The organism is Citromicrobium bathyomarinum, assembly GCF_021021475.1.
In the GTDB taxonomy this organism is placed as follows: domain Bacteria; phylum Pseudomonadota; class Alphaproteobacteria; order Sphingomonadales; family Sphingomonadaceae; genus Alteriqipengyuania; species Alteriqipengyuania bathyomarina.
The window spans coordinates 1-623 of the sequence record NZ_JAINWL010000008.1; the positions used below are offsets into that span (position 1 = coordinate 1).

Consider the following 623-nt stretch of genomic DNA (forward strand, 5'->3'; position numbering starts at 1 on the left):
TCGATCGTGGCCGACGATCTGGCCGCGCTCAACGCCGCGCTGACCGAGGCGACCGCCGACCGGATCCAGGCCGAGGCGCGCGCACGCCAGGCGGGCGGCGGCTCCTCCTCCACCGAATCGCTCTCCAACCCGGCGATCAACAACTTGCGCGAGAAGCGCGCCGATCTGGCCGGCCAGTACGAGCTTTTGATGGTCCGGTTCGAGCCGGGCTATCCGCAGGCGCGCGCGCTGCAATCGCAGATCGACGAGCTCGACCGGGCGATCGCACGCGAGGAAGCGCGCGTCTCGGGCTCGCTGCAGGGCGATTACCGCGCCGCGCTGGAGCGCGAACAGACGCTCCAGGCGCGGGTCAATCGCCTCAAGGCGGACTATCTCGACCTGCGTCGCCGCTCGATCCAGTACAATATCTACCAGCAGGAGGTGGATACCAACCGCGCGCTCTATGACGGGCTGCTGCAGCGCTTCAAGGAGATCGGCGTTGCCGGCGGGGTCGGGGTCAACAATGTCTCGATCATCGATCCGGCCGATGTCCCGCAGGCCCCCTCCAGCCCCAACCTGCTGATGAACATCCTGCTCTCGCTGATCGTGGGCGCGGGTCTGGGCGCGGCGCTGGCCTTCCTGCT

The 623-nt window shown here is 68.2% G+C and carries 1 protein-coding gene; it reads left to right on the forward strand.

Annotated elements, in window-relative coordinates:
- The coding region (locus K7H93_RS15890) for a GumC family protein (RefSeq protein ID WP_276530716.1) at positions 1 to 623 on the forward strand (623 nt) is incomplete at both ends.